The following is a 23,002-nucleotide window of genomic DNA, read 5'->3' as shown; positions in this document are numbered from 1 at the left end:
ACACGAGGAGGAACACCCGGCATGACAGTCGTACCGGCACAGCAGTCCGGCGGCGGAGGCGGCAGCAGCGGTCTTTACGACGTGCTCGAGCTCGTTCTGGACAGGGGGCTCGTCATCGACGCATTCGTGCGCGTCTCCCTGGTCGGCATCGAGATCCTCAAGATCGACGTCCGCGTCGTCGTCGCCAGCGTCGACACCTATCTGCGCTTCGCCGAGGCGTGCAACCGGCTCGACCTGGAGGCCGGGCCGCGCAAGGACCCGGGCCTGCCCGACCTGGTCGGCGAGATGACCGAGTCCGGCGCCCGCGGCAAGTCCAAGGGGGCGCTGTCCGGCGCCGCCGAGACCATCTCCGACGCCTTCAAGCAGGCGCGGAGCGAAGGCTCCGAGCGTGAGACCGAGTCCCGTCCGCGAGCCCGCAAGAGCACGTCGTCGGCCCGCCGCAAGGAGGAGCAGGAGTGAGCACTTACGTCTACGGCATCGCGGCGAGTTCGCACCCCGGCCTTCCCGAGGGCATGAGCGGCGTCGGCGACCCGCCCCGCCCGGTGCGCATCCTGCGCGAAGGTGACCTCGCGGCGATCGTCAGTGAGGCGCCCGAGGGGCTGCGGCCGAAGCGGAAGGAGTTGCTGGCCCACCAGAACGTGCTCAGCGAGGCGGGTGCGGCCGGCTGCGTGCTGCCCATGCGGTTCGGCAGCGTCGCCCCGGACGACAATTCCATCACCGGGGTGCTGGCCGAGCGCGCCGAACACTACAAGGAACGGCTGCGGGCCCTGGACAACCGGGTCGAGTACAACGTCAAGGCCAATCACGTCGAAGATGCCGTCCTGCACCAGGTGATGGCCGAGAGCCCGGACATCCGGAGTCTCGCGGAGGCCAACCGGCAGGCGGGCGGCGGCAGTTACGACGACAAGATCCGGCTCGGCGAGATGGTCGCGGCCGCGGTCAAGGCCAAGGAGGCCGAGGACGGCGCCGCGGTGCAGCGCGCCCTGGAGCCGGCCGCGGACGACGTGAGCGTGGGCCCGGAGTCCACCGGCTGGCTGGCCAACGTGTCGTTCCTGGTGGACCGGGAGTCGGCCGAGTCCTTCCTGGCCGCGGTCGAGCAGGTACGCAAGGACATGCCGCACCTGGAGGTGCGGGTCAACGGACCGCTGCCGCCGTACAGCTTCGTCGAGCCCGGCCCGGCCGAGCCCGCGGGCACGGTGGCGAGCGGAACGGACACCGGAGCGGGGTGAGGACGTGGGCCTGATCTCTGAGGTGCTGCTGCTGCCGTTCGCACCGGTACGCGGCAGCGCCTGGGCCATCAGACAGGTAGTCCAAGAGGCCGAGCGGATCTACTACGACCCCGCCACGGTCCGGGCCGAGCTGGCCCGCCTCGAGGAGCAGATGGAGGCCGGAGAGATCACGGAGGAGGAGTTCGACCGTCGTGAGGACGAACTCCTCGACCGGTTGGAGATCGCTTCGCGCGGGAGCGCGGGAACAGGCAACGGGACGACACCATGAACCGAGTGGGACTGGGTCTCGCCATAGGGGCCGGATACCTCCTGGGGCGGACCAAGAAACTGAAGATGGCGATGGCCGTCGGCAGCCTGGTCGCCGGGAAGAAGCTGAACCTGAGCCCGCGCATGGTTGCGGACCTGGTCCAGCAGCAACTGCGGAACAACCCGCAGTTCAAGGAGATCGGGGATCAGCTGCGCGAGGACCTGCGCGGTGTCGGCAAGGCTGCCTCCGGTGCCATGGTCGAGCGGCAGATCGACGCCCTCGCCGACCGGCTGCACGGCCGTACCGCCCAGGTGCGCGACCAGCTGAGCGGTGTGGTGCCCGGCGGGAAGGACGAGGACGCCGAGGACACCGAGGAGGAGCCCGAGGACTCCGGAGCCGAGGAGGACGAGGAGCCCGAGGCGCAGGCGGAGGAGCCTGAGGACTCCGATGCCGAGGAGGAGGAGCCCGAGGCGGAGGCTGAAGAGCCTGAGGACTCCGATGCCGAGGAGGAGGAGGAGCCCGAGGACTCCGGAGCCGACGAGGACGAGGACGAGGAGGAGCCCGAGGCAGAGGCGGAGGAGCCTGAGGACTCCGGACCTGACGAGGACGAGCACGAGGAACCGGAGGCGAAGAAGGCCCCCGCCCAGAAGGCGCCCAAGGCGCCGACGCAGAAGACGGCGAAGAAGGCTCCCGCGAAGAAGGCTCCCGCGAAGAAGACCGCGGGCCGGAAGGCGGCGGCGAAGAAGACCAGGGGCGCCAAGAAGGCGACCGCCGGGAACAGGGGCGGCAGCGCCCGGTCCCGGCTGCCGAAGGGAGGCGGTGAGGGATGACCGACACTCTCGGATCAGGTACCTCCGCCGCGAAGGGAGCGGCGAAGAATCCGCTCACCGACCTGGCCCACAGCGAGGCCGCTGACCGGCTCAAGGCCGAAGCCCAGGAATACCTGGCCGCTCAGGCCACGCGCATGCTGAGCGGCGTGGGCCGCAAACTCGGCGAGACCACCGGCAAGCTGAACGACATCGCCGAGGGCAACAGCCCCGGCTTCGCCAAGCTCGCCCTCGACGGCGGACGCAAGCTCGCCGAGGGCAAGGGGCCGCTGCGCGCCGCACTGGAGACCGGCGGCTCGCACCTCAAGGACAAGGTGACAGGCGCCTTCAAGAACCTGGGCGGCGGCAAGGGCAAGCGCAAGCGCTCGGCGGGCAAGAAGCCCACGGTCATCATCGAGCACATCGATGTCGGCGTGCCGCTGCGCACGGCGTACGACCAGTGGACGCAGTACCAGGACTTCAGCACCTTCGCGAAGGGTGTCAAGGCCGCGAACAAGGCCGACGACACCACCTCGGACTGGCAGATGAAGGTCTTCTGGTCCAACCGCAGCTGGAAGGCGCAGACGACGGAACAGGTGCCCGACGACCGCATCGCCTGGACCTCCGAGGGGGCCAAGGGCACCACGAAGGGCGTCGTCTCCTTCCACCGGCTCACCGACACCTTGACCCGCGTCCTGCTGGTCATCGAGTACTACCCTTCCGGCTTCTTCGAGAAGACCGGCAACATCTGGCGCGCCCAGGGCCGCCGGGCCCGGCTCGACCTGAAGAACTTCGTCCGTTTCATCACGATCAAGGGCGAGGCCGAGGACAGCTGGCGCGGCGAGATCCGCGACGGCGAGGTCGTCCGCAGCCACGAGGACGCAGTCGCCGAGGAGGAGGCCGAGGCCGAGTCCGAGTCCGAGGAGGAGCGTCCCGAGGGCGAGGAGCCGGAGGACGAGGACGAGTCGGAGACGGAAGAGGAGGACGAGGAGGAGCCCGAGGACGAAGAGGGACCCGAGGGCGAATACGAGGACGAGGAAGAGCCCGAGGGTGAGGAAGAGCCCGAAGCGGAGTACGAGGAAGACGAAGAAGAGGACGAGGACGAGCCAGCCGAGAGCGGGAGCCGGCGATGACGATGCCCAGCAGGATGCCCGAACCCTACGGCCAGGGGAGCGGCGCGAACCTCGCCGACATCCTGGAACGGGTGCTGGACAAGGGCATCGTCATCGCGGGCGACATCCGCATCAACCTGCTCGACATCGAACTCCTCACCATCAAACTGCGGTTGATCGTCGCCTCGGTCGACAAGGCGAAGGAGATGGGCATCGACTGGTGGGAGACCGACCCGGCCCTGTCCTCGCGCGCCCGGCGCGACGAACTGACCCGCGAGAACGCCGAGTTGCGCGAGAGGCTGGCCCGGCTGGAGGAACTGGAGCCCGGCCGCACGGAGAAGAAGGAGGCACAGTGACCGGACTGCGGTACGTCTACGCGGTCTGCCGCCCCTTCGGCACACCGCTCCAGGCCCAGTTGACGGGGGTGGCGGGCGACCCGCCCAGGGCGCTGACGCACCACGGCCTCGTCGCCGTGGTCAGTCACGTGCCGGAGCGGGACTTCGCGGAGGAACCCCTCCGCGCCCACCTGGAGGACCTGGACTGGCTCACCGAGACCGCCCGCGCCCACCAGGGCGTGATCGACGCGCTCACCACCGTCACGACCCCGCTGCCGCTGCGCCTCGGCACCGTCTTCCACGACGACAGCGGCGTGCGGACCATGATGGAGGCCCGCGAGGAGGACTTCCGGCGCACCCTCGAACGGCTGGAGGGCCGAGTCGAGTGGGGCGTCAAGGTGTACGCCGAGTCCGAACCGCAGGAGAGTGCCCGGCCCGCGCAGAAGGCCACGTCGGGCCGGGACTACCTGCGGCAGCGGCGGGTGCAGACCAGGTCGCACGAGGAGATGTGGCAGAAGGCGGAGACTTTCTCGACCCGACTGCACGAGCAGCTTTCCGCTTTCGCGGAGGATTCCCGGCTGCACCCCCCGCAGAACCCGGCACTTTCCAAGGCGACCGGGCGGAACGTCCTGAACGCCGCCTATCTCGTGCCTCGTGCGCATTCCGAGGAATTCGTAGAACTGGTGGACCGCACGAAGGGCGAGCTGCCCGGAATGCGCGTGGAACTCACCGGCCCCTGGGCGGCCTATTCGTTCGCCGGGGAGACCACATGAGCGACGGGGTGAAGCCGTGACCGTAGTGGAACGGCGTGAGGTCGCCCTCGTGGACCTGCTCGACCGGCTGCTCGCCGGCGGCGTCGTGATCACGGGGGACATCACGCTGCGCATCGCCGACGTGGACCTCGTCCGTATCGACCTCAACGCGCTGATCAGCTCGGTGAACGCCCAGGTGCCCTCACCGTTCGAGGAGTTGCTGTGACCACCCCCGAAAGCCCCCGGCCGTCCCGCAACCGGATGGATCTGGAGCCCGACACCGTCGAGCGTGACCTGGTCAAGCTCGTGCTGACGGTGGTGGAGCTGCTGCGCCAGCTCATGGAGCGCCAGGCGCTGCGCCGGTTCGACGTGGGGGACCTCAGCGAGGAGCAGGAGGAGCGGATCGGGCTCACGCTGATGCTGCTGGAGGAGCGGATGGCGGAGCTGCGCGACCGCTACGGCCTGCGGCCCGAGGACCTCAATCTGGACCTCGGGCCGCTCGGACCTCTGCTTCCGCGGGAGTGACGCGAGGCTTTGGCGAGGAACTCCGCGAAGAGCGCGCAAAAAATCCCCGCTTCCCCCGGATCGACTCGATGCGGGGGAAGCGGGGGTTCATTTACCACCTGTACCAACGGCCCCTGCCGCCGGCTGCCGACGTGCCACGGACGAAGAATCCAAGCAGCCACACGATGAGAACCGCCAAGGCGATCCACCAGAGTACCTTCACTGCGAATCCGGCACCGAACAGAACCAAGGCCAGAAGCAGCACCAGCAGGATGGGAACCATAATTCTAACCTCCTGCTTTCAGGGTGTCCCCAAAACGGTGTTTCAGGCTTCCTTCCGGCAGAGAATTTCTCCGTGCAACACGCTGAACCACCCGTCCTCCCGCGTGCCCCACTCCTGCCAGGCCCCGGCCGCGCCCCGCAACTCCTCCCGACTCGCGTGCCCGCCCCGCAGGGCCCGGTCCGCGTACGCCGACGTCAGCGTGCGGTCGGCCCACAGCCCGCTCCACCACGCCCGCTCCTCCGGGGTGGCGAACGTCCAGGTGCCGGAGCTCGCCATGACGTCAGTGAAGCCGGCCCGCAGCGCCCAGGCCTTCAGCCGGCGTCCGGCGTCCGGCTCACCGCCGTTGGCGCGGGCGACCCGGCGGTAGAGGTCCAGCCAGTCATCGAGACCCCCGGACGCCGGATACCAGGTCATGGCCGCGTAGTCCGCGTCACGCACGGCGACGAGGCCTCCGGGCCGGGTGACCCGCCGCATCTCCCGCAGCGCCCGCACGGGATCGCCCACGTGCTGAAGCACCTGATGGGCGTGGACCACACAGAACGTGTCGTCCGGGTATTCCAGGGCGTGCACGTCGGCGACCGCGAAGTGGGTGTTGTCCAGCCCCCGCGCGGCTGCCGTGGCACGCGCCCGCTCCAGGATCTCCGGAACCCGGTCGACGCCCGTGACATGCCCGTCGGGCACGAGCTCCGCCAGATCGGCGGTGATCGTCCCCGGACCGCAGCCGATGTCCAGGATCTTCATGTGGGGCTCGAGCGAGGGCAGCAGGTACGCGGCCGAGTTGGCGGCGGTCCGCCAGGTGTGCGAGCGCAGCACGGACTCGTGGTGCCCGTGTGTGTAGACGGCGGTCTCCCGGGGCTCCGGCATGGCGGATCCCACCCCTTCCGTTCGGGTCGGCATGGGATCACCGTACGCAGAGCGACCGAATGGTGAGATCTGTGTCTTCCCATTTGGACCGACGAGATGTCAGTGCCCAGAGCGGGACGGTCCTGTTCCCCGTTATGTTTTTCGTGGTCCTGCAAGAGGGTCGCTGGCCTCCGGGCCCGGCATGACTTTTGCCCCCTGCCCCGAAATGCGTTTGCCCACCCCGAGACCCGCCACGGACAATCGCGCCCATGGGTCACCTCGAAGCCGCGCACCTGGAGTACTGCCTGCCCGACGGAAGGGCACTGTTGGGTGATGTCTCGTTCCGGGTGGGGGAGGGGGCCGTCGTTGCCCTCGTGGGACCCAACGGCGCCGGGAAGACGACCCTGCTGCGCATGCTCTCCGGAGAGATCAAGCCGCACGGCGGATCCGTCACCGTCGGCGGCGGACTCGGCGTGATGCGGCAGTTCGTCGGATCCGTACGCGACGAGACGACCGTACGAGATCTGCTCGTCTCCGTCGCGGCCCCCCGCATCCGGGACGCGGCCCGCGCCGTCGACGTCGCCGAGCACGCCATCATGACCGTCGACGACGAGTCCGCGCAGCTCAAGTACGCTCAGGCGCTGGCCGACTGGGCCGAGGCCCGCGGCTACGAGGCCGAGACATTGTGGGACATGTGCACCACGGCGGCGCTGGGCATCCCGTACGAGAAGGCGCAGTGGCGGCAGGTCCGCACCCTCTCCGGCGGCGAGCAGAAACGCCTCGTCCTGGAGGCCCTCCTGCGCGGCACCGACGAGGTCCTCCTCCTCGACGAACCCGACAACTACCTCGACGTGCCCGGCAAGCGCTGGCTGGAGGAACGGCTCGCCGAGACCCGCAAGACCGTGCTCTTCGTCTCCCACGACCGCGAGCTCCTCGCCCGCTCGGCCCAGCGCATCATCTCCCTGGAACCGGGCCCCGCCGGCGCCGACGCCTGGGTGCACGGCGGCGGCTTCGCCACGTACCACGAGGCCCGACGCGAACGCTTCGCCCGTTTCGAGGAGTTGCGCAGGCGCTGGGACGAGAAGCACGCCCAGCTGAAGAAGCTCGTCCTGACTCTGCGTCAGGCCGCCTCGATCAGCGACGAGTTGTCCTCCCGCTACCGGGCCGCCCAGACCCGTCTGCGCAAGTTCGAGGAGGCCGGCCCGCCGCCGGAGCCGCCCCGTGAGCAGGACATCAAAATGCGCCTCAAGGGCGGCCGTACCGGCGTCCGGGCCGTCACCTGCGAGCAGCTTGAGCTCACCGGCCTGATGAAGCCTTTCGACCTGGAGGTCTTCTACGGTGAGCGCGTCGCCGTCCTGGGCTCCAACGGCTCCGGCAAGTCCCACTTCCTGCGCCTGCTCGCCGGTGACGACGTGGCGCACACGGGGAGGTGGAGACTGGGCGCCCGGGTCGTCCCCGGCCACTTCGCGCAGACGCACGCGCACCCCGAACTGGAGGGCCGCACGCTCCTGGACATCCTGTGGAAGGAGCACGCGCAGGACCGCGGCGCCGCGATGTCCCGGCTGCGCCGCTACGAGCTGACGAACCAGGCCGAGCAGACGTTCGAGCGACTGTCCGGCGGCCAGCAGGCCCGCTTCCAGATCCTCCTGCTGGAGCTGCAGGGCGTGACGGCCCTGCTGCTCGACGAGCCGACCGACAACCTGGACCTGGAGTCCGCCGAGGCGCTTCAAGAGGGCCTGGATGCCTTCGACGGCACCGTCCTCGCGGTCACCCACGACCGCTGGTTCGCCCGCTCCTTCGACCGCTACCTGGTGTTCGGCAGCGACGGCCGGGTCCGGGAGACCCCGGACCCGGTCTGGGACGAACGCCGGGTGGAACGGGCACGGTAGGGGAGCGGGGCCACAAGGACGCAAGGGGACGGAATCGACCGGGCTGAGCGGCGTGGGGCTGCTTCTGCTGCCGTTCGGGCCGCGCATCCGGTACGTCGAGCGGAGCCTGAAGCGCAACGGAGTGCGGGTGGTGACTGGGGGAGCGCTGCTCACCTGAGGACACGCGTCGAAGGGGCGCGTGGGAACTGTGCGGTCAGCTCCCACGCGCCCCTGCGCGCGACCCGCGGCGAGCAGACGAGCCGCCGGCCTACCGGTATCTGGTCACTTCCAGCGCAACAGCGCCCCCAGACCCCCCGAGGGCACCTCCCGCTCGGAAACCGACAGGGCGGCCGCGTCCGTGGCCACAGCCGACCGGATCAACGCGTCATCCGCCCGGGCCGGCCACGAGTGCTGCTCGCCGAGGATCTTCAGATCCGTACGCCGCACCGCGATCTGGTCGGGGTCCTCGCCGATCCACACCTCGCGGTGCGCGTCGGGCCCGTCGACGCGGATCAGCAGCTCGTCGATGCGATGCTCCCGCGCCGCCTCGACCAGCGCGGGCACGCCTTCCACGGCCCCCGCCCGGCCCTCGCCGTCCGGGGTGCGCGCGGCCCGGAAGCGCTCCAGCTCCGCCTCGGCCTGCCGCGCCACATGCTCGGCGCGGGCGCGCTCCACGTCCTCGTCGAGCAGCCGGCTGCCGGTGCCGTGCGGCGCCTCGACGACCAGGCCGTGCAGCCGCTTCGGCAGCCGCTCGTGCACGGACCGCCGCTCACGGTCGTCACCGACGAGAATCAGCAGGTCGGCGCGTGTCTCCTCCTGGCACACGGCCAGCGCGTCGGCGATCTCCGCGGCGTTGTGCTCCCAGGTGTTCTCCACCCGCAGCTGAAAATGCCGCTCGGACCAGTCCACGGAACTCGTCCGGTGCACCGGCCACTGCCGCCCGGTGACGCCGCCCGCGTCCTGCCGGCCCAGCGCGCTGCGCAGCTCGAAGTCCGCGCCCTTGCGGTCGACGTAGGCCACCACGCACATCGGGTCCCCGCCGGCCAGCTCCAGCAGCGGCGTGACACGGGGCAGCGGCGCCCATTCGGCCCAGTCGCCGCCCTGCGGCGGACGGGCCAGCGGCGGGTCGAGGACGACCTCGCCGGCGCGGGCGAACAGGGCCCGGCCGTGCGGTTCGGAGGAGTGCCGCAGATCCTCGATCGCGCCCTGCACGGCCCGGCACGTCGCCTCGTCCGCGCCCTGCGCGGCCAGCTGCCGGGCCATGGCCTGAGCCGTCAGCTGCCGTTCGTGGGGGGTGTCCTCCGTGTGCCGTGAGGTGTCGACGTACACGGAGGCCCAAGGCCCGGGGTGTTCGTACAGTGGGTGCAGAAAAGCGAGATCCATGGCTCCCTCCCGGGTGCCGCTCGGGGGTAGTGCTCTTTGCTCCCGGGGCGGGTACCCGGACCGCATCAGCGAACACGACGAGCGGGGCGACACGATGACCGGAGTGGACCCTGACCGGCTGGACGACCAGCAGCTCATGAAAGAGCTCGAGACCATCCACCGCACGCGCCACGACACGCTGCTGTACGGCTCGAACGACGCGCTGCGCGCCCACAACGAGCGCATGGCGCAGCTCGAGGGCGAGTACCTGCGCCGCAACCCGCGCCGCCCGGTGGCTGCGGGCCGCACACGCGAAGGGGCCCGGGAGCGGGGGAGCGGGGAGTCGGCGACTCCCACCACCCCCGGCACCTGAGCCCCTCGCGGGACAGCGCCTGCACCAGTGCGAACCGGACCGGCGACAACCGGCCCGGCTCCGCTCGCCCGGCGCCGGCACCGAAGACGTCCTGCGGTGCCGACGCCCCACAGGCCGCTCCGCGCGCGACGCCGTCAGGCGGCCGTCTCGGCGAAGACGTCCAGGAACGTCTCGCAGAAGGCCTTCAGATCGTCCGGCTTGCGGCTGGTGACCAGCTTGTTCGCGCCGTGGTCGCAGACCTTCACCTGCTGGTCGACCCAGGTGCCGCCCGCGTTGCGGATGTCCGTCCGCAGACTCGGCCAGGACGTCAGTTCCCGGCCGCGCACGACGTCCGCCTCGACCAGCGTCCACGGCGCGTGGCAGATCGCCGCGACGGGGCGGCCCTGCTCGAAGAAGTCCCGGACGAACGCGACGGCCTTGTCGTCCATCCGCAGGAAGTCCGGGTTCGCCACACCGCCCGGCAGCACCAGCGCGCCGAACGAGCCGGGCGTGGTCTCGCCCACCACCTCGTCGACGGGGAAGGTGTCCGCCTTGTCGAGGTGGTTGAAGGCCTGGATCTCACCCTCCTGCGTCGACACCAGCACGGGTTCGTGGCCCGCGTCCTTCACCGCCTGCCACGGGTCGGTCAGCTCGACCTGCTCGACGCCCTCGGGTGCGACCAGAAACGCGATACGCATGATGCTTGATGTCCCTTCTTCTCGTTCTGCCTGCTCACGCCCCGCCCCGGCCGTCCGGCTCGGCGCGGCTGATGTCGGCGAGTGCCGAGGCGGGGTCCTCGGCCTCGGCCACGTCGCCGAGGCTCACGATCCCGACCGGCAGCCCGTTCTCCACCACCGGCAGCCGGCGCACCGCGTGCTCACGCATCAGCGCGACCGCGGTCGCCACCCGGTCGTCCGGCGTCACGGTCACGGGATTCCTCGTGCACGCGGTATGCGCGCTCACCGTCATAGGGTCGGCGCCGTCGGCGACGGCCCGGACGGTGATGTCGCGGTCGGTGAGCACACCGATCACTTCCTGCCCCTCGGCCACCACCACGTCGCCGATGTTCTGCGAGCGCATCAACTGCGCCGCCTCGACGAGCGAGGCGTCCGGGCGCACGGCGACGACACCCGCGGTCATCACGTCCTTCACGTACTCGGCCATCTGCGGGGCCTCCGTCCCTTCCCGGGCCGGTGGGCACCGCGGCACGCCGCGATGCCCCCGAACCGGTCCCTACGCGTACTCCTCGGGCCCGGTCTCCCGGGCCCGGGTCAGGGCCTGGGCCAGTTCCTGGACGTTGCCGTAGCGTTCCTGGCGCGGCAGCTGCTCCAGAGCCTCGACCAGGGCGTCGGGCGCCTGCTGGGCGCGCAACGCGTGGGTCAGCTCGCGCGGGCTCGCGGGGAACGCCCTGCGGCCCAGAATCCGGGCCAGCTCCAGCCGCACGGTCTCCAGGGACGTCGGCGCGCGGCTCGGCGTCACCGGCCCGTACGCGACCTCCGGATCGTCCTCGGCGGCCGGCTCCGGGTCGTGCCACTCCTCACTGCGCGTGGGGTGCCCGGACCTGAGCAGACCCTGCAGTTCGTGTTTCATCTCGTCGTCCCGGTGGACGCTCAGCCGGTCGCTTCCTCGCTGCATGTCTCCCTCCAGACGTTCGGGGGCCAGCACCGCGTACCCGAACACCGGGGGCCGACACAGGTTCGGGCCGGTCGATCGCCGCCGTCCGCACCGGTTTGCGCCATCGCCTCCGGGAGACCCGGTTCGGACCCCCCCACACATCACTGGGGAAGGACCCGTCATGGCGATGCTCGCTGTGCTCATCCCGCTGCTCATGCTCGGAGTGGTGCTCGTGCTGGGCCGTTACGAGGAACTGCTGCTGCCGCAGGAGGACGCCGACCGGCGCGAACCGGTCGGTGTGCCCCCCGCTCCCGCGGCGGCTATTTCTTCGCCCGCCCCGGCAGGAACTCCTGCACCTTCGCCTTGAAACCCTGCTTGACCATCGATCCCCGGTCCGCGTCGCCCTTGAGGACCGACGCGGCGGTCGCCTCCATCTGATCCCAGGTGGCGTGCGGCGGGATCGGTGGGACAGCCGGATCGGTCAGGAACTCCACGACCGCGGGGCCGTCCGCCTCCAGTGCGGCACGCCAGGCCGCCTCGACGTCCTCCGGCTTCTCCACCCGGATGCCGGTCAGCCCCAGGGAGCGTGCGAACGCGGCGTACTGCACGTCCGGAAGCTCCTGCGAGGGCAGGAACGACGGGGCGCCCTCCATGGCCCGCATCTCCCACGTGACCTGATTCAGGTCGTGGTTGTTCCACACCGCGACCACCAGCCGCGGATCGTCCCACAGATGCCGGTACTTGGCCGCCGTGATCAGCTCCGCCATCCCGTTCATCTGCATCGCCCCGTCCCCGACCAGCGCGATCGCCGGCCGGTCCGGGTGCGCGAACTTCGCGCCGATCACGTACGGCACCGCGCAGCCCATCGTCGCCAGCGTGCCGGAGAGCGAGCCGCGCATGCCCGGCCGCATCGTCAGGTGCCGCGCGTACCAGTTCGCCGTCGAGCCCGAGTCGGACGTGACCATCGCGTCGTCCGGCAGCAGCGGGTCCAGCGCGCGGGCCACGTACTCCGGGTTGATCGGATCGGCGTCGAGCCCGGCCCGGCGCTCCATGACGTCGCGCCAGCGCGTCACGTTGTCGCACACCGTGTCGTACCACTCGCGCCCGCGCCCGTCCTCGATCAGCGGGATCAGCCGCTCCAGGGTGGCCTTCGCGTCACCGACCAGATTCACCTCGTACGGGTAGCGCATGCCGACCATGTGCGGGTCGATGTCGATCTGTACGCCCCGCGCCTTTCCGAACTCCGGCAGGAACTGGGAGTACGGGAACGACGAACCGATGGTCAGCAGGGTGTCGCAGTCCCGCATCAGCTCGTACGACGGGCGCGTGCCGAGCAGACCGATCGAGCCGGTGACGTACGGGAGTTCGTCGCTGAGGACATCCTTGCCGAGCAGCGCCTTGGCGACGCCCGCGCCCAGCAGCTCGGCGATCCGCTCCACCTCCGCCCGCGCACCGGCCGCGCCCTGACCGACCAGAATGGCCACCCTGTCACCGGAGTTGAGGATCTCGGCGGCCCGCCGCACCGAGTCGTCGGAGGGGACCGCCGTCCACGGGCTGCGGTCCAGGCTGGAGGGGACCATCTTGAACTCGTGCGTCGGCGGCGAGTAGTCGAGCTCCTGCACATCGCCGGGGATGATGACCGCCGTCGGGCAGCGGCGCGCGTACGCGGTGCGGATCGCCCGGTCCAGCACGTTCGGCAGCTGCTCCGGCACCGTCACCGTCTCCACGAAGTCGGAGGCGACGTCCTTGTACAGCGAGTGCAGATCCACTTCCTGCTGGTAGGAGCCGCCCATCGCGCTGCGGTGCGTCTGGCCGACGATCGCCAGCACCGGAACGTGGTCCAGCTTGGCGTCGTAGAGGCCGTTCAGCAGATGGATCGCGCCCGGCCCCGACGTCGCGGCGCACACCCCCAGACGGCCGCTGAACTTGGCGTAGCCGACCGCCTGGAACGCGGACATCTCCTCGTGCCGCGACTGCACGAAACGCGGCTCGTTCCCGGCCCGGCCCCACGCGGCGAGCAGCCCGTTGATGCCGTCGCCCGGATAACCGAAGACCTGCTCCACGCCCCACTCGCGCAGCCTCTGCAGGACGTGGTCGGAGACCTTGGTGCTCATGTACGACCTCCCGGACGCGAAGGGGAAAAGGGCCGGCAGTACGGGTCACCCTGTGCGACGGGGGAAAACCTGGCCGGTGTTTGCGCGCGGGGGCCGGGGGCAGGCGCACCTCAGTGCTTCGGACAGGAGGCACGTCCGTGGGAGCGGCGATACGCGCCGCCACCGGCGCACCTGGTCCGCACAGTCGATGCGCTCACCGCGGTGACCGTCCAGCCCGGAGCACTCTCAAGGGAATGGGGACGCATCATGCCGACCCGAACCAGTGCGAAGCACCCCCATCACGACGCCCCCGACACCGCCGAGGCCTTCTCCCGGCTCGCCTCCATGCCCGTCGGCCCCGAACGCGACGCGCTCCGTGACGCGGTCGTCGAGGCCTGGCTGCCCATGGCGGACCGCCTCGCCGGACGCTTCCGCAGCCGCGGCGAGAGCCTCGACGACCTGCGCCAGGTGGCCGCCCTGGGCCTGGTCAAGGCCGTCGACCGGTACGACCCCGAGCGCGGCAGCGCCTTCGAGAGCTACGCCGTGCCGACCATCACCGGCGAGATCAAGCGGCACTTCCGGGACCACATGTGGACCCTGCACGTCCCCCGCCGCGTCCAGGAACTGCGCAACCGCGTGCGCTTCGCCTGCCAGGAGCTGTCCCAGACCGTCTCCGGCCAGCGGCCCACGGTGGCCGAGATCGCCGCCCACGCCAAGATGAGCGTGGAGGACGTCCGGGCCGGTCTGGAGGCGCTGGAGAGCTTCACGGCGCTGTCCCTGGACGCGGACCTGCCCGGCAGCGAGGACGGGTACTCGCTGGGCGACGCGCTGGGGTCCGTCGATCCGGCGCTGGACACGGTGGTGGACCGGGAGGCCGTGCGGTCACGACTGGCGGCGCTGCCGGAGCGGGAGCGGGCCATTCTGTACATGCGGTTCTTCCGGGACATGACGCAGAGCCGGATCGCCGAGGAACTGGGGATCTCGCAGATGCATGTGTCCCGGCTGATCAGCCGGTGCTGTGGGCGGGTGCGGGAGCAGGTCATGCGGGATGCCGCCTAGTAAGGGCCTGTCGTCCCATCCCCGTCGTCGCCCGGAGGGCGGGGCAGGCGGGAAGGTGACGACAGGGCCTGGCACCGCGGGGGCCGGGGCGGATGCCCGGGGTCTGCGGGCAGCTCCGCTTTCACCCGGTTGGAGGGTGCTGTCCCGCTAATGGGGTCCCGTTCCGCGCAGGGCCGCTGCGGTGGGGCTGTCATGGCAGAGGGGCATGACGACCGAAGGAGTCCCCTCCATGCGCCGCACCCGCAACGCCCTGTCCGTCGCCGTCCTCGCCGGGGTCGCCCTGGTGGGGTTCGCGCCCGCCGTTTCCGCCGAACCGGCCGCCGAGGTGAGTCCCGCCACCGTCGAGCCCGGGGGCACGCTCGTCGTCTCGGTCAGTTGTGATCCGACCGGGGGGTCGCCGCCCGAGAGCATCGACGCCACCTCGCAGGCCTTCGACGAGGGCACGGTCCCGCTGCGCCGCGTCACCGGCAACGACGACGAGACGTCCGGCCCCGCCTACCGCGGCACCGCCCGGATCGCCTCGGCCGAGAACTTCGAGGGCGATCCGGACGCCCCCGGCGAGGACTCCGCGTGGACCGTCGACGGCACCTGCCCGGCGGCTCCCGGCGGGGAGGGCAAGCAGTGGAGCGCGACGTTCACGGTGGCCCACGGCTCCGGCCCCCACAAGCCCACGCACATGCCCACCCACAAACCCACCCACACGCCCTGCCCCGAACCGTCCCACCACCTCGAATCGCACCATTCCGACTGCGGCGGGGCGGCCGTCCAGCGCGGGGTGCGGGCCGGTGACGGCGGTGCCTTCACCGACTCCGTGCCGGCCCTGGTCGCGGGCGGGGTGCTGATCGCGGGCGCGCTCGCCGCCGCCGTGCACCGGCTGCGCACCCGGCAGAGCGACCCGTATCGCTGACCCCGGCGCGCACCACCGCCTCGCGAGCCCCCGCTTTCCCCGGCTCGGCCCGGTCATGCTGTGACCGTCACTACCCGGCCGTACGCCCATGGGGCGGCGGCACCGTGGGTACCCAGTGACCGAGGGCACGAGCCGCACCGTACGGACCACCGGGCAGCGGACGGCGCACGCGCCGGAGGCGACACCACACGGCGGCACCAGGCACTGCGGAGGTACGGATGCGGCGGACGGACCCGCAAGGCCACGGCCCCGTCCGGTTCGGGCCGCCCCTCCCGGACGACGGGCTGCCGGTGCTGCCGGAACTGTCCGCGGTCCTCGCCGCCGCCGCGTCCCGAGGCGGCCACGAGCCGGTCGGCGGCGGCCCGGTCCTGCGTGAGGCCGCCTGCGGCTACTGGGACCGGCGCGGACTGCGCTGCGCCCCCGATCGTGTCGCCGCCGCGTCCGGTGCCCCCGCCCTGCTGCTCGCTCTGACCGCCGCCCTCGGCGGCGACGTCCTCGTGCCCAGACCCTGCGCCGCCTGGTGGGCGCCGTACGCACGGCTGCTGGGGCGCCCCGTCTTCCATGTGCCGACGCCGCCGGAGAGCGGCGGCGTCCCGGACCCGTACGCCCTGCTGGAGACCGCGCGTCGGGTCCGCGCCGAGGGCGGCGACCCGCGCCTGCTCGTGCTGTCCGTCGCCGACGACCCCACGGCCGGTGTCGCCCCTCCCGAACTGCTGCACGAGACCGTCGAAGCCGCCCAGGGGGAGGGCCTGCACCTCGTCAGCGACGAAACCTGGCGCGACACCCTGCACGACCCGCACGGCACGGTGCTGCTCAGCCCCGCCGAGATGCTGCCGGACCGGGTCACCGTCGTCTCCGACCTGGCCGGTGCCCTGCTCCCGCCCGGCTGGCCGGCCGCTGTCGCCCGCTTCCCCGTCGGTGGCGAGGGCGACGGCCTCCACGCGCGCGTGCTCGACGTGCTCACCGCCCTCGACGCCCGCGTCGCCGCCCCGGTCGCCGCGGCGGCTGCGTACGCCCTGGCCGAACCGGAACCGGTCACCGCCCGCGTCGCCACCGCCGTACGCCTGCACGCGAGCGTGGCCGCCGCGGCACACTCCGCCGTCGTCGCCGCGGGCGCCCTCGCCCGGCCCCCGCAGGCCGGCCGTCATCTGTACGTCGACCTCTCCCCGCTGCGTCCCGCGCTGACCGCGCACGGCGTCGGCGACGCGCAGGAACTGGAGGACTTCCTCACTTCCCGCCTCGGCATGCCCGCCCCGGGCGGCCATCGCTTCGGCGACGAACTCGAAGCCCCGCGCGTGCGGCTGTGCACCGGCGCACTGGTGGCCGGCTCCGACCCGGAACGCGCGGAGTGCCTCACCTCACCCACGCCGTTGGAACTGCCGCACGTCCACCGTGCGTTGATCCAACTGAAGTCGGTCTTCGACGATCTCCGCGACGACGCTCAGCGATGGGAGCCTCCTCGATGACGCAGCAGTCCGAGTCGACCACGAGCACGACCACCCAGGAAGCCGACGACCCGGCCCTTCCGTCCCCGCTCGCGCCGCCCTTGGCCCAACCCCGGCCGCTGGCCGAGCGGAGAGTGTGGCCGCGCACCTTCCACGACCGGCTGACCGCCCCGCTCCCCGGCCTGAAGGCCATGGCCCGCTTCGCCCGTGAAGGCGCCGTGAGACCCGACCCGGAAGGCCTCGCCGGCATCCCCCGCCTGCCCTACGCCCCGGCCCCGCTGCCCCGCGTCGACGCGGCGACGGTCGCCGTGACCTGGGCGGGGCACGCCAGTTGGGTGCTGCAGATCGGCGGACTGACCGTCCTCACCGACCCCGTCTGGTCCCGCCGCATCCTCGGCACCCCGGCCCGCATCACGCCCGTGGGCGTGCCCTGGGAGGACCTGCCGCGGGTCGACGCCGTCGTCATCAGCCACAACCACTACGACCACCTGGACGCCCCCACCCTGCGCCGTCTGCCGCGCGACACGCCGGTGTTCGTCCCGGCCGGGCTCGCCCGCTGGTTCCACCGCCGCCGCTTCACGCGCGTCACCGAACTCGACTGGTGGGAAGCGGCCGAGCTGAACGGCGTCCGCTTCGACTTCGTGCCGTCCCACCACTGGTCCAAGCGCACCCTCACCGACACCTGCCACAGCCTCTGGGGCGGCTGGGTCCTCACAGACCAGGGCGGCCAACGCGTCTACTTCGCAGGCGACACGGGCTACGGCCACTGGTTCTCCCGCATCGGCCGCCGCTACCCCGGCATCGACCTGGCCCTCCTCCCCATCGGCGCCTACGACCCCCGCTGGTGGCTCAGAGACGTCCACTGCGACCCGGAGGAAGCGGTCCGCGCGGCCCAGGACCTGGGCGCGACCAGGATGGCCCCCATGCACTGGGCGACGTTCGTCCTGTCGGCAGAGCCGGTCCTGGAGCCCCTCACCCGGGTCCGGGTGGCCTGGGAGAAGACGGGCCTGCCCCGGGAGAACCTCTGGGACATGCCGGTGGGGGCGTCAAAGGTGCTGTAGCGGAACGGACCTGGAAGGGGCGCGGGGAACTGCGCGAACAACCACGGACCATCCCCACCCCGAAGGCCACGTCCCCTCCCTCGGCCCTACCGCACCCGCCGAATCACACTCGGCACCACGCTGATCAGCAAGGTCAGCCCGATCGCCGCGACCACGCCCTCCCACGGCTCGTCGAACAACGACCCCCCGAGAATCCCGATCAACTGATACGTCACGGCCCACGCCAAGCAGGCTGGCAGGTTCCCCCGGGAAAACCTCCGCACGGGCCACCTCGCCAGCAGACAGGCCAGCATCACCGGAATACGTCCCGCCGGCACCAGCCGGGACAGCACCAGCACGGCCACCCCGTGCGAGGCCAGTTTCTCCTGCGCCTGCGCCAGCCGATCCTCCGGTGCCCGTTTCCGGATCGCCTCCAGCCACCGCGACCCGTTCTTCGACTTCAACCCGCGCCGCCCCAGCCAGTACAGCGCCGCATCGCCGAGGAACGCCGCCAGTGACGCCGTCACGAACACCACGGCCAACGAGAACGGCGCCGTCTGGTGAAAGGCGACCACCGCCGCCGAACTCACCAGCGCACCCGTCGGAATCACCGGCACCAGCGCCCCGGCCAGCACCAGCAGGAAGAGCGTCGGGTACCCGATCGCCTGCTGCGTCGACTCCGGCACCACGGCAGCCGGGGTCACGGCCGACACCGCGAGCAGGGGCAAGCCGGCCTGCGCTATGGGCGCGCTCCAAGTCACCGCGCCGCCCCCAGGCGCACGCTCTCCCCGTGCTCCAGCCGATGCACCGCCACGCCGGGCGCACGCCGGGCCGCCAGCCGTACGAACTCATGGCCCGGCGCATGGAACTCGTGAGGGCGCACAGCGTCCATCCCGATCGGCCAGTACGTGCCGTAGTGCACCGGTACGGCACTGTGCGGCGCCAGCTGAGCCAGTGCCTCCGCCGCCCGGCCCGCGTCCAGATGCCCCTCGCCCAGGTACGGCCCCCAGCCGCCCACCGGCAGCAGCGCCACCTCGACCGGCCCGACCTCCTTGGCCATCTCCTCGAACAGCCCGGTGTCCCCGGCGAAGTACGTCCGTGCCTCGCCGGCTATGACGTAGCCGAGGGCGGGGGAGCGGTGCGGCCCGAGCGGCAGCCGCCGCCCGTCGTGCCGCGCCGGCACGACCCGTACGACGACATCGCCGATCCGTGTCTCGTCCCCGGGCGCGACCTCACTCACCCGCAGGTGCGCGAGCCGGCGCAGCCCGGGTACGGCTCGGCGCGCGCCCCGGGGCACGAGCAGGCGCGTGCCCGGCGCGAGGCGCATCAGCGACGGCACGTGAAGGTGGTCGGCGTGCAGATGCGAGACCAGGGCCACGTCCGCGTGGTGGGCGCCGGGGGGCGGCAGGGCTCCGCGCCGGCGGCGCAGGTGCGCGAGCCGGCGCGCGAACAACGGGTCGGTGAGTACGCGTACGTTCGAATCCTCGACCGTGCAAGTGGCGTGACCCCACCAGGTGATCTCCACCGGCACTTCTTTGCCTCCTTCGCGCGACTCCCCGAAGCCTACGTGCAGGAGTAGGGTCGGCGGCGAAACCGGAGGTGAGGGGGACGCCATGGTGCCGGTGCGGGTCACGGCGATCGCGAGTCTGACGCCGCTGGAGGAACTGGACGAAAATCCGTTTTTGGTCGACTCCCGCAGCCAGCACGCGATGTGCGCCCGCTGGGCCGCCGAGCGGGGCTACGTGGTGAGCCGGGAGTTACTGGTGCGGGGGCTGCGGCCCGACCACGGCGTGCTGTGGGACGGCGTCCGGCCCGGCCTCGACCTGTTCGTGGCGCCCAGCCGGCGGGTCCTGGAGAGCGCGCTCGCCTCGGTCGAGGAGTTCACCGCGGAGTGCGCGCGGCGCGGGGTGCGCGTCGAGACGGTGGGTCACGCGGAACCGGCGTACGACGCGGCGATGAAGGCACGGGTGCACCGCCGGCTCTCGATGCCGACGGCCGGCTACGACGGGCGCTGACGCAGCGGTTCGCCGCGTCGGGCGGGTAGCGGCGGACCGGCCCGGCGGCCCCGGTTCCGCACCGTCGGGCCGGGCGGTCGTGCTTGGCCGCCGCCGTGGCGGGAAGGAGACGGCGACCCCGGCTCGAAGGGACATTCGAGGGACGGATCGCGTCTTCGGGGCGTTGAGACACTTTGGGTGAGGGTTTGTGGTCGCGGCGGGCCGGGACGTGAGGTGGCGGGGCGTGCGGGGCGTGCGGTGGCGGAGGGTCGCCAGTCAGGTGGGACGGAGCGTCGCCGTGTGGGCGGTCTCCACCGTCACCATGCTCGTGCTCGCCGGGATCCTGCCCGACTTCCGGCTCCGCTCGCAGGACGGGGACAGCGCGACCGACATCGCCGTCACGGCGGCCTTCGGCGCGGGCGCCTTCGGTCTGCTGTCGGCCGTGGTGTGGCCGCTGCTCGTCCGGCTGCTGCTCCTGGTACCGGCGCTCGTGCTCGGCCTGCTGGTGTTCTTCCTCAACGGCGCCCTCCTGCTGCTCGCCCTGCGTCTCAACCCCGGCGAGCGCGGAGCCGCCGCCCCGGAGACCGCCGTCGTGGTCGCCGCCGTGATGTCGGCCGTGGCGTCGGCGACCGGCGCAGCCCTGGCCGTGCGCGACGACGACGCCTACCGCCGCAGGCTGTACCGCCTCTCCGACCGCCGCCGCCGCCGGTCCGGACCACCCTGTCCGGCCGGCCCCGGCACCGTCTTCCTGCAACTGGACGGCGTCGGTCACGACACACTGCTCGACGCGGTCGACAAGGGCCTGATGCCGACCGTCGCCCGCTGGCTCGACCTGGGCGACGGCGGCCGGCCCACCCACCGCCTCACCTCCTGGCGCACCGACTGGTCCAGCCAGACCGGCGCCAGTCAGCTCGGCATCCTGCACGGCAGCAACCACGACGTCCCGGCGTTCCGCTGGTACGAGAAGGACACCGGCGAGGTGGTCGTCTGCAACCGCCCGACCAGCGCCGCCGCACTGCAGCGCCGCGCCGTCGGATACGCGGGGCACGGCGGACTGCTCACCGTCGACGGCGCCAGCCGCGGCAACCTGTTCAGCGGCGGCGCCGACCAGCAGGCCCTCGTGCTGTCCATCGCCACACGCCGCCGCAGCCGGGAGAACCGCTCCCGGGACGGCTACTTCGCCTACTTCTCCGACCCGGCCAACGCCGTACGCACCGCCCTGTCCTTCGTCGCCGAGGTCGGCCGGGAGATCGGCCAGTCCACCCGCGCCCGCCTGCGCGAGCAGCGCCCGCGGGTCTCCCGCGCGGGCCTCTACCCGCTCGTGCGGGCCTTCGCGACCGTCGTCGAGCGGGACGTCGTCGTCGCCGCGGTCACGGGCGACATGCTCGCCGGACGCACCGCCGTCTACGCCGACCTGGTGGCCTACGACGAGGTCGCCCACCACTCCGGCCCGGCGAGCCGCGACGCGCAGCAGGTCCTCGAACGGCTCGACCGTTCGCTCGCCCTGATCGAGAACGTCGCCGAGCACGCCCCGCGCCCGTACCGGATCGTCGTGCTCTCCGACCACGGTCAGAGCCCCGGCGAGACCTTCCGCTCCCGCTACGGCCTCACCCTCGGCGATCTGGTGCGGGCCGGCTGCGGAATGCCCGTACCGCGCAAGGCGGAGCGCACCCGCAGCGGGGCGGAGGCCCGGGCCGCCGTCCGTGCCGCGCTGCGCATACCCGTGGAGGAGGGCTCCGAGCAGCACCGCCCCCGGCGCCGCTCGGAGCCGATCGTGCTGGCCTCCGGCAACCTCGGCCTGGTCTCCTTCCCGGACGTGCCGCACCGGATGAGCAAGGAGGAGATCGACGCCCGCCACCCCGCGCTGCTGCCGACCCTCGCCAATCATCCCGGCATAGGTTTCCTGCTGGTGCGCAGCGAGGAGCACGGCGGTGTCGTCCTCGGCGCGTACGGGGCCGAGATCCCGCTGGCCGACCTCGACCACAACCCGGGCCCGCTCGCCCCGTTCGGCCCGGGCGCGGCCGACGCGGTACGCCGTACGCACTCCTTCCCGCACACCGCCGACATCATGGTCAACTCCTTCCACGACCCGGCCGACGGCGAAGTCCTCGCCTTCGAGGAGCAGATCGGCTCCCATGGCGGCCTCGGCGGCGCCCAGGGCAAGCCGTTCCTGCTGTCGCCCATCGCCCTGTCCGCGCCGACGCGGGACGGGGAGGAACTCGTCGGCGCCGAGCACGTGCACCGGGTGCTGCGCCGCTGGCTGCGCGAGTCGAACGGACCGCAGGTGCCGCTGGAGACGAGCGAGGAGCGCGCCGCCTGAAGACCGGCTGCGCCGGGAGAGCCGTCCTCACACCCCGGTGGCTCGACCTCATCCTCAAGGAGTCTCTGCTTTTCGGGCGGCCGTCACGTCACGCCCGCCCTGCGGGATCCTGCTCGGCACCCGCCCCCGCGAGTGCCTCATCGGCGTACCGCAGATCCGCGACGGCCTCCGGGGTTCCGCCCGGCCGGGGTGATCGCCCGGGACGAGCCGTACCCAGCGCCAGAGGCCCCCTCTTGCGCGTGAGTTGGACCGGAGTGTGATCGGATGGTGGCCAGGAACCCGGTTACGGTTCCGGATACTCATCGAAAGGATGCGTCATGGCAGCCACGCGCTCCGCACACACCGTGTGGGAAGGCAACTTGTTCAAGGGCAACGGCGTCGTCACCTTCGACTCCTCCGGCATCCTCGCCGAGCAGCCGGTCACCTGGGCGGCCCGTACCGAGGAGCCGGGCGGGAAGACCAGCCCCGAGGAGCTGATCGCCGCAGCCCACTCCAGCTGCTTCTCCATGGCCTTCTCCAACATCCTCGACAAGGCCGGCACCCCCCCGACCAGGCTGGTGACCTCCGCCGACGTCACCTTCCAGCCCGGCGAGGGCATCACCGGCATCCACCTCACCGTCGAGGGCACCGTCCCCGGCATGGACGAGGCGGCGTTCCTCGCGGCCGCCGAGGAGGCCAAGGTCGGCTGCCCGGTCAGCCAGGCCCTCAAGGCCACGCCCATCACGCTGACCGCGAAGCTCGCCTGAGCACGCCCACCCACGTCGCGCGGGACCGCCCCCCTCGGGGGGGGGGGGTCCCGGTTGGCCCATGCCGGCCGCCCACCCGGGTGGGCGGACG

27 protein-coding genes are annotated in these 23,002 nt (G+C 71.9%); 18 read left to right on the top strand and 9 right to left on the bottom strand.

The window, feature by feature from the left end; all coding sequences use genetic code 11:
* Positions 1–21: 21 nt before the first annotated feature.
* The 9 genes from ACWD1U_RS00135 to ACWD1U_RS00095 are packed head-to-tail and all read left to right on the top strand — an operon-like array spanning position 22 to position 5,006.
* The gene (locus tag ACWD1U_RS00135; protein ID WP_451103398.1) at positions 22–459 is read left to right on the top strand and encodes a gas vesicle structural protein GvpA; all 438 of its coding nucleotides are present in this window, start codon (positions 22–24) and stop codon (positions 457–459) included.
* On the top strand, positions 456–1,229 hold the full coding sequence (locus ACWD1U_RS00130; RefSeq protein ID WP_451103397.1) for a GvpL/GvpF family gas vesicle protein: 774 nt from the start codon (positions 456–458) through the stop codon (positions 1,227–1,229). Before ACWD1U_RS00135 ends, ACWD1U_RS00130 begins: the two co-directional genes overlap by 4 nt.
* A 4-nt stretch (positions 1,230–1,233) precedes the next feature.
* On the top strand, positions 1,234–1,497 hold the full coding sequence (locus ACWD1U_RS00125; RefSeq protein ID WP_451103396.1) for a gas vesicle protein GvpG: 264 nt from the start codon (positions 1,234–1,236) through the stop codon (positions 1,495–1,497).
* Positions 1,494–2,306: a DNA primase gene (locus ACWD1U_RS00120; RefSeq protein WP_451103395.1), complete on the top strand. Its 813-nt coding sequence runs from the start codon at positions 1,494–1,496 to the stop codon at positions 2,304–2,306. The genes ACWD1U_RS00125 and ACWD1U_RS00120 overlap by 4 nt, the downstream gene beginning before the upstream one ends.
* Entirely contained in the window at positions 2,303–3,415 is a 1,113-nt protein-coding gene (locus ACWD1U_RS00115) for an SRPBCC family protein (protein ID WP_451103394.1), read from the top strand. The genes ACWD1U_RS00120 and ACWD1U_RS00115 overlap by 4 nt, the downstream gene beginning before the upstream one ends.
* Positions 3,412–3,750, top strand: coding sequence for a gas vesicle protein (locus ACWD1U_RS00110; RefSeq protein WP_451103393.1), 339 nt, complete (start codon positions 3,412–3,414; stop codon positions 3,748–3,750). Before ACWD1U_RS00115 ends, ACWD1U_RS00110 begins: the two co-directional genes overlap by 4 nt.
* Positions 3,747–4,502, top strand: a complete 756-nt coding sequence (locus ACWD1U_RS00105; RefSeq protein WP_451103392.1) for a GvpL/GvpF family gas vesicle protein — start codon at positions 3,747–3,749, stop codon at positions 4,500–4,502. The genes ACWD1U_RS00110 and ACWD1U_RS00105 overlap by 4 nt, the downstream gene beginning before the upstream one ends.
* 16 nt (positions 4,503–4,518) lie before the next feature.
* The gene (locus ACWD1U_RS00100) at positions 4,519–4,707 is read left to right on the top strand and encodes a gas vesicle protein (RefSeq protein ID WP_003994122.1); all 189 of its coding nucleotides are present in this window, start codon (positions 4,519–4,521) and stop codon (positions 4,705–4,707) included.
* Between the two features lie 35 nt (positions 4,708–4,742).
* Positions 4,743–5,006, top strand: coding sequence for a gas vesicle protein K (locus ACWD1U_RS00095; RefSeq protein WP_451103944.1), 264 nt, complete (start codon positions 4,743–4,745; stop codon positions 5,004–5,006).
* Between the two features lie 91 nt (positions 5,007–5,097).
* On the opposite strand, the gene ACWD1U_RS00090 is transcribed toward ACWD1U_RS00095, so the two are convergent.
* Together ACWD1U_RS00090 and ACWD1U_RS00085 are read right to left on the bottom strand one after the other, a co-directional pair.
* A complete protein-coding gene (locus ACWD1U_RS00090) occupies positions 5,098–5,268 on the bottom strand; it encodes a hydrophobic protein (protein ID WP_451103391.1) in 171 nt (56 codons plus the stop codon).
* Between the two features lie 42 nt (positions 5,269–5,310).
* A complete protein-coding gene (locus ACWD1U_RS00085) occupies positions 5,311–6,132 on the bottom strand; it encodes a class I SAM-dependent methyltransferase (protein WP_451103943.1) in 822 nt (273 codons plus the stop codon).
* A 248-nt stretch (positions 6,133–6,380) separates the two neighbouring features.
* Between ACWD1U_RS00085 and ACWD1U_RS00080 the strand changes: the two genes are divergently transcribed.
* Positions 6,381–8,000, top strand: coding sequence for an ABC-F family ATP-binding cassette domain-containing protein (locus ACWD1U_RS00080; protein ID WP_451103390.1), 1,620 nt, complete (start codon positions 6,381–6,383; stop codon positions 7,998–8,000).
* A gap of 261 nt (positions 8,001–8,261) precedes the next feature.
* Here ACWD1U_RS00080 and ACWD1U_RS00075 read toward each other — a convergent pair whose 3' ends face one another.
* Entirely contained in the window at positions 8,262–9,362 is a 1,101-nt protein-coding gene (locus ACWD1U_RS00075) for a baeRF2 domain-containing protein (RefSeq protein ID WP_451103389.1), read from the bottom strand.
* 64 nt (positions 9,363–9,426) lie between these two features.
* On the opposite strand from ACWD1U_RS00075, the gene ACWD1U_RS00070 reads away from it, so the two are divergent.
* Positions 9,427–9,714, top strand: coding sequence for a DUF6158 family protein (locus ACWD1U_RS00070; RefSeq protein ID WP_451103942.1), 288 nt, complete (start codon positions 9,427–9,429; stop codon positions 9,712–9,714).
* Between the two features lie 134 nt (positions 9,715–9,848).
* Here the strand turns inward: ACWD1U_RS00070 and ACWD1U_RS00065 are convergent, their stop codons facing one another.
* From ACWD1U_RS00065 to ACWD1U_RS00050, 4 genes are all read right to left on the bottom strand, one after another.
* On the bottom strand, positions 9,849–10,391 hold the full coding sequence (locus ACWD1U_RS00065) for a type 1 glutamine amidotransferase domain-containing protein (RefSeq protein WP_451103388.1): 543 nt from the start codon (positions 10,389–10,391) through the stop codon (positions 9,849–9,851).
* Positions 10,392–10,425: 34 nt separating this feature from the next.
* Complete coding sequence (locus tag ACWD1U_RS00060; RefSeq protein ID WP_451103387.1) at positions 10,426–10,857, bottom strand: CBS domain-containing protein; 432 nt, start codon at positions 10,855–10,857, stop codon at positions 10,426–10,428.
* 69 nt (positions 10,858–10,926) lie between these two features.
* On the bottom strand, positions 10,927–11,328 hold the full coding sequence (locus ACWD1U_RS00055; protein ID WP_451103386.1) for a DUF2795 domain-containing protein: 402 nt from the start codon (positions 11,326–11,328) through the stop codon (positions 10,927–10,929).
* Between the two features lie 299 nt (positions 11,329–11,627).
* Entirely contained in the window at positions 11,628–13,421 is a 1,794-nt protein-coding gene (locus tag ACWD1U_RS00050) for a thiamine pyrophosphate-requiring protein (RefSeq protein ID WP_451103385.1), read from the bottom strand.
* A gap of 246 nt (positions 13,422–13,667) precedes the next feature.
* Here ACWD1U_RS00050 and ACWD1U_RS00045 point away from each other — a divergent pair, with 246 nt between their 5' ends.
* From ACWD1U_RS00045 to ACWD1U_RS00030, 4 genes are all read left to right on the top strand, one after another.
* Entirely contained in the window at positions 13,668–14,459 is a 792-nt protein-coding gene (locus ACWD1U_RS00045) for an RNA polymerase sigma factor SigF (protein WP_451103384.1), read from the top strand.
* Positions 14,460–14,688: 229 nt separating this feature from the next.
* Positions 14,689–15,366 carry a hypothetical protein gene (locus tag ACWD1U_RS00040; protein WP_451103383.1) on the top strand — a complete coding sequence of 226 codons (678 nt, stop codon included), beginning with the start codon at positions 14,689–14,691 and terminating at the stop codon, positions 15,364–15,366.
* Between the two features lie 218 nt (positions 15,367–15,584).
* The gene (locus ACWD1U_RS00035) at positions 15,585–16,832 is read left to right on the top strand and encodes an aminotransferase class I/II-fold pyridoxal phosphate-dependent enzyme (RefSeq protein WP_451103382.1); all 1,248 of its coding nucleotides are present in this window, start codon (positions 15,585–15,587) and stop codon (positions 16,830–16,832) included.
* Positions 16,829–17,872 (top strand): MBL fold metallo-hydrolase, encoded by a 1,044-nt coding sequence (locus tag ACWD1U_RS00030; protein ID WP_451103381.1) that lies wholly within the window; start codon positions 16,829–16,831, stop codon positions 17,870–17,872. The genes ACWD1U_RS00035 and ACWD1U_RS00030 overlap by 4 nt, the downstream gene beginning before the upstream one ends.
* 86 nt (positions 17,873–17,958) lie before the next feature.
* On the opposite strand, the gene ACWD1U_RS00025 is transcribed toward ACWD1U_RS00030, so the two are convergent.
* Positions 17,959–18,573 carry a DedA family protein gene (locus tag ACWD1U_RS00025; protein ID WP_451103941.1) on the bottom strand — a complete coding sequence of 205 codons (615 nt, stop codon included), beginning with the start codon at positions 18,571–18,573 and terminating at the stop codon, positions 17,959–17,961.
* A 35-nt stretch (positions 18,574–18,608) separates the two neighbouring features.
* Positions 18,609–19,382 (bottom strand): MBL fold metallo-hydrolase, encoded by a 774-nt coding sequence (locus tag ACWD1U_RS00020; protein ID WP_451103380.1) that lies wholly within the window; start codon positions 19,380–19,382, stop codon positions 18,609–18,611.
* An 82-nt stretch (positions 19,383–19,464) separates the two neighbouring features.
* Here ACWD1U_RS00020 and ACWD1U_RS00015 point away from each other — a divergent pair, with 82 nt between their 5' ends.
* The 3 genes from ACWD1U_RS00015 (at position 19,465) to ACWD1U_RS00005 (ending at position 22,911) form a co-directional block, all read left to right on the top strand.
* Positions 19,465–19,866 (top strand): hypothetical protein, encoded by a 402-nt coding sequence (locus ACWD1U_RS00015; protein WP_451103379.1) that lies wholly within the window; start codon positions 19,465–19,467, stop codon positions 19,864–19,866.
* Between the two features lie 223 nt (positions 19,867–20,089).
* A complete protein-coding gene (locus ACWD1U_RS00010; RefSeq protein WP_451103378.1) occupies positions 20,090–22,165 on the top strand; it encodes a phage holin family protein in 2,076 nt (691 codons plus the stop codon).
* Positions 22,166–22,482: 317 nt separating this feature from the next.
* Entirely contained in the window at positions 22,483–22,911 is a 429-nt protein-coding gene (locus tag ACWD1U_RS00005) for an OsmC family peroxiredoxin (RefSeq protein WP_451103377.1), read from the top strand.
* Positions 22,912–23,002: the final 91 nt, after the last annotated feature.

The organism is Streptomyces sp. NPDC002788 (assembly GCF_053592115.1).
The sequence above is the reverse complement of the archived record's forward strand: the minus strand, read 5'-3'. Positions and strand labels throughout refer to the sequence as shown.